3 protein-coding genes are annotated in these 4,628 nt (G+C 68.7%); all 3 read right to left on the reverse strand.

The features are described from left to right. Positions 1–363: 363 nt before the first annotated feature. Positions 364–1,695, reverse strand: coding sequence for a Xaa-Pro dipeptidase (gene pepQ, locus V3B25_RS20855; protein ID WP_132810728.1), 1,332 nt, complete (start codon positions 1,693–1,695; stop codon positions 364–366). A 75-nt stretch (positions 1,696–1,770) separates the two neighbouring features. After that, the gene (locus V3B25_RS20860; RefSeq protein ID WP_180838787.1) at positions 1,771–2,145 is read right to left on the reverse strand and encodes a PilZ domain-containing protein; all 375 of its coding nucleotides are present in this window, start codon (positions 2,143–2,145) and stop codon (positions 1,771–1,773) included. Further along, positions 2,142–4,421, reverse strand: a complete 2,280-nt coding sequence (locus V3B25_RS20865; protein ID WP_329811491.1) for a DUF1631 family protein — start codon at positions 4,419–4,421, stop codon at positions 2,142–2,144. The genes V3B25_RS20860 and V3B25_RS20865 overlap by 4 nt, the downstream gene beginning before the upstream one ends. Positions 4,422–4,628 lie beyond the last annotated feature (207 nt).

The following is a 4,628-nucleotide window of genomic DNA, read 5'->3' on the forward strand; positions in this document are numbered from 1 at the left end:
CACGGTGGGTTTGCGGGGACGCCGTGAATCCATCCCTGGAGGCTTGGTCGCCGCATCCATGCGGCTCACACCCCGCAAACCCACCGTGCCCCGCCTTCGACAGGTTCACGCGGCTGTTGGTGGGTGCCGACCGTTGGTCGGCACATCTGTCAGATATCGAATGAATCCTCCAAGCATGGCGTGGATCTACTGGCGACTGCGGCCGTTGGAACGCGCGGCTGTTGGTAGGTGTCGACCTTGGTCGACACAGAGCGAGCGCAGCGAGCGACCCGCTTCTGCTTTTCTTTTTCTTTTCCGTGGTTGAACGCGGCAGGAAACTGTCAGAGGCGGGGCTTTTGACTTCTGCGACCAACCACGAGGGGCTCAGCCGTTGGCCGCCGCAAACTCCGGCCGTGTCAGGTTGTCCGCTTCGCCCTCGGTGCACAGCACTTCGTCTTCGATGCGGATGCCACCATACGGACGGAAGAAGTCCACGCGGTCCCAGTTGATCGCATCGCCATGGCCGGCGTCCTTCACTTCGTTCAACAGCATGTCGATGAAGTACAGGCCCGGCTCGATGGTCACCACCATGCCCGGTTCCAGCACGCGGGTCAGGCGCAGGTACGGGTGGCCCGCCGGGCGCTCGATGCGGCCGCCTTCGTCGCTGGCTGCGAAACCGGCCACGTCGTGCACCTGCAGACCGATCAGGTGGCCGATGCCGTGCGGGAAGAACGCGGCGCTGACGCCGGTTTCCACTGCGGTCTGCGGCGAGACCTTGATCACGCCGAAGTCCTTCAGCACGCCCATCAGCGAAAGATGTGCGTCCACGTGCAGCTGCTTGTAGTCGAAGCCCGGGCGCACCGCTGCGCACATCTGCTGCTGGGCAGCGTCGACGGCGGCGATCATCGCGGCGAACTCGTCGTGGCCCTGCGCGGCGTAGGTGCGGGTGATGTCGCTGGCGTAGCCGTGCGCGCTGGCACCAGCATCGATCAGGAAGCTGCGCAGCGGCTGCGGCGCCTTGCGGCCCAGCTCGGTGTAATGCAGCACGGCGGCATGTTCGTTCAACGCCACGATGTTGCCGTAGGGCAGCTCGTTGGCGTCCTGGCCGACGGCCTGGCAGTACGCCATGTGGATGCTGAACTCGTCGGCGCCGTTGCGGAACGCGGCTTCGGCGGCACGGTGGCCGCGCACGCCCAGCACCTGCGCCTGGCGCATCAGCGCGATTTCATACGGCGTCTTGCTGCCGCGGTGCCATTCCAGGTAGTTCACCACCGGCGCCGGGTTGTTCGGCACGTAGTTGCCCAGCGTGCTCTGCGGCTCGCCGAGGATCGCGCAGCGCGACGGGTCGGCCGGCAGCAGCGCCAGCGCCTCTTCGGGCTTGCGGATGATGTGGATGTCGAAGTGCTCCACCCACCAGCCGCTGGGTGCGTCCGGTACCACGTGCCAGTAATCGAACGGCTGGTGGAAGATCACCGCCGGGCGCTTGCCGGGGGTGAATACGATCCAGCTGTTGGGCACGCGGGTCAGCGGCAGCCAGGCCTTGAACTGCGGATTCACCGCATACGGGTAGTCGCGGTCGTCGAACACCTGGTAGTGCAGGGTGCCGCTGGGCACCACCAGGTGATCGAAGCCGCCGCGGGCCAGCGCCTGTTCGGCACGTCGGCACAGCACGGCCAGGTGGTCGGAATACAGGGCGCCGGGGTCTTGCTGGATCATTGCGGTGGCTCGACACGGGAAACGGCCCTAGATTCTGCCGCATACCGCGAAAAACCGCTGTGCCGGAACCGGCACTCAGACCGTCGAAACCGGTCCCTCGTCGCTGTCCTCGCCCACCCACTGGCGCAGCAGCTGCCGATGCTCACGTGACAGGGTCAGGAAGCGGAAGCCGGTCCAGCTCTGGCCGGGAACGTGTGCGGGCTCGCTCCACAGCAGGTGCACGCCCACATCGATGGCCTGCTGGCGGCCATCACCCAGTGGCAACGGGAAGCGCAGCTGGTACAGCGCATCCTCGCGCAGCGGCACGCTGGCCAGCATCAGCATGCCGGTTTCGGAGACATTGCCGAGGCGCCCGACCACGCACTCGCGCATCTGGTCGGTGACCGGCACCAGGTCCGAGACCTGGCGGCGCGGCGCGCGGCGGGTGTCCTGCGGCGGTACGGCTTTCATGCGGGGGTCTCCTGTGCGCGGCCCGTGGCCAGTGCGCGCAGCGCACCAAGGCTGGCTTCCCAGGCGCGGTCGACCAGCCGGCCCTTGTCTTCGGTGACCAGTTGCGCGCGCCCGGCACTGATCTGCCGTGCCAGCGTATCCAGGTCGGTATCGGTGATCTTCTGCCCGCGTGGATTGACGAACAGGGCGTGGCCGGTCAGCAGGCTGTACCAGGACAGGCGCTGGCGGCGCAGCGTGCCATCACCGGTATCGATGTCGAACCAGCTGCCGAACGGCAGCGTGGACAGCTGCTGGTAGGCAGCTTCTTCGGCACTGCTGCGGGGCGTTGCAGGTGCCGTGCCGGTGGGCGTGCCGGCGTGTTCGCCCAGGCGTGCACGTGCCTTCAGGCGGGCACTGAGTTCGGTACGCGAGGTGCTTTCATCCTCGCCGCCGGGCGTGGCCAGCCTGCGCGCGACGGCGGCGGCTTCCTCGGCGTGGTAGCCGACCTGCAGCAGTGCGGCCTCCACGTCCGCTGCCAACGCGGTATCGGTGCCGCCGGGGGCGTCGATGGCCTGTGCGGTGATGGCAGCGATGCGCTCGGTCTGTTGCAGGCGTTCCTGCCACTGTGGCGAATCATCGCCATGGCGCAGGCGGGTGAGGGTCAGTGCATCGGCCCAGGCCTGGCGCAACAGGGTCTGCACGAAGCGCGGTGGCGACTGCGTGTCGCAGCACTGGTCGATCTGTGCGGTGGCCTGGCGACGGGCCAGTTCCAATCGTTCCTTGCCGCGCGCGGCTTCCACGTGGCGGCGCTCGGCCAGTTCGGCACGATGGGCCGCCGCGCGCTGGTGCTGCTGCACGTCTTCGTTGGCGGCGGCAAAGGCCTCCGGTGCGCGCGCATCCTGCCCCAGCAGGCCCTGCACGCTCTGCGCCATGCGCTGCAGCAGCTGTGGGTCGACGTCATCGTCGCCCAGCCAGTTGGCGCCGACTTCGGCAATCTGGTTGAGCAGCTCGCGCGCCGGGTGCTCGTCACGTACGAAGAAGCCCGGATCGGCCATTGCCGCACGTGCCAGGGGCACCTGCAGGCGGGCCAGCAGGGCGGCCGGCACCGGATCGGGACGCTGCTGCTGTTGCACCTGCTGCATCAGCATGCGCAGCAGGTCCAGGTTGTCCCGATCGTGACTGCCCAGCTGGGCCTGCGCACCATGCTCGCTGCGCAGCTGCGCGACCACGGCGGCCTGCAGGTCGGCCACGCCGGTTGCCGCACTGGACTGAGCCTGCAGGCGCGCGAGTACCGCGTCGACTGCCGCACTGGGCACTGCGCCACTGTTCGCCGGGGAAGGGCTGGCGTGCCGGGCCTGCTGCAGCAGCTCATGCAAAGCACTGCCGGTGGATGTGGTCACGCCCGGCGTGGCGGGGCCGGCTGCGCCACCCTCGTGGAAGGCGTCCTGTACCAGGCTGGACCAGGAGCCGGCCGGTGCCGAACCGTTCCAGCCGGTCAGGGGGGCCGCGCTGCGCTTGGCCGGCTGCGTGGTGCGGCCGCCACCCACCGACTGGGTGATGATCCGCCGCGTGCTCGACGAGCGTGCCAGGTAGGGGGTGTAGACCAGCCCAGGCAGTACGCCGGACTGGGCCAGCAGCGCATTGGCACGGTCAAGGATATCGCCCAGCCGTTCCAGCACCTGTCGTTCGAAACTGCGATACAGCGCCAGCTGCACCTCGACGCTCAGCGCGTCCTGTTCGGCAATCCGGCGCACCATCGCGCACAGTGCCTGCGGCGCCAGCGGCAGGGTGTCGGCCTCGAAGGCCGGCGCCGCCGCCAGTACCCCCAGGCGTTGGCCGAGCAGGTTCAGTGTGTTGGTTGAACGCAGGGTTTCGCGCCGCACCATCTCGGTCAGCAGCAGGTCGCGATCCACTTCGTGCTCATCAACCAGCGACAGCCCGAGCATGCCCGGCAGCGCTGGCGGCGTAGCACTGGTGCTGACACCGTTGGCCGGTTCGCGCAACCGTGCGAGGGCGTCGGCAACGGCATCGAGCATGCGGTCGGCGAAGTGGCCAGCGAAGGCGTGCAGCTGTCCACGCTGGGCCATCAGTTCGGCCTGCTGCTGCGGATTGCGTGCGCGATCGGCGTCGTGCAGCAGGGTCTGCTCCAGCGCTTCGACAGTAAGGATCAGGGGCGCGGCCAGCGTCTGCCGGCACAGGCCGATCAGCGCGCCCAGCAGCTCACGTACCCGCGGTGGCAGGTCGCTGGCGGCCAGGCGGTTCTTGTCGGCAGGAGTGATGGAAAAGACAGCTGACATCGGCAGGCGGTATCCGGATTCCCGCGGATCGATCTGGTGAATCTACCGTGTCGGCCGCTGTCGGCGCTACTTTAGGGCGAATGTGCATCCCATTCGCCAGGCATGGCCCGACCGATGAACGGTAGTGCCGGGCGCGGGGCCGGCCCCCCCCCCCCCCCCCCGGGGGGGCCCCCGGCGGGCCTGCCCCCCGGGCGGGGCGGGGCACCC

Source organism: Stenotrophomonas sp. SMYL8, from assembly GCF_036320065.1.
Taxonomy (GTDB): Bacteria; Pseudomonadota; Gammaproteobacteria; order Xanthomonadales; family Xanthomonadaceae; genus Stenotrophomonas; species Stenotrophomonas maltophilia_A.

Excerpts from the sequence above, each read along its gene's own strand:
- pepQ (WP_132810728.1), bottom strand. The coding sequence starts at position 1,695 with ATGATCCAGCAAGACCCCGGCGCCCTGTATTCCGACCACCTGGCCGTG.
- V3B25_RS20860 (WP_180838787.1), bottom strand. The coding sequence starts at position 2,145 with ATGAAAGCCGTACCGCCGCAGGACACCCGCCGCGCGCCGCGCCGCCAG.
- V3B25_RS20865 (WP_329811491.1), bottom strand. The coding sequence starts at position 4,421 with ATGTCAGCTGTCTTTTCCATCACTCCTGCCGACAAGAACCGCCTGGCC.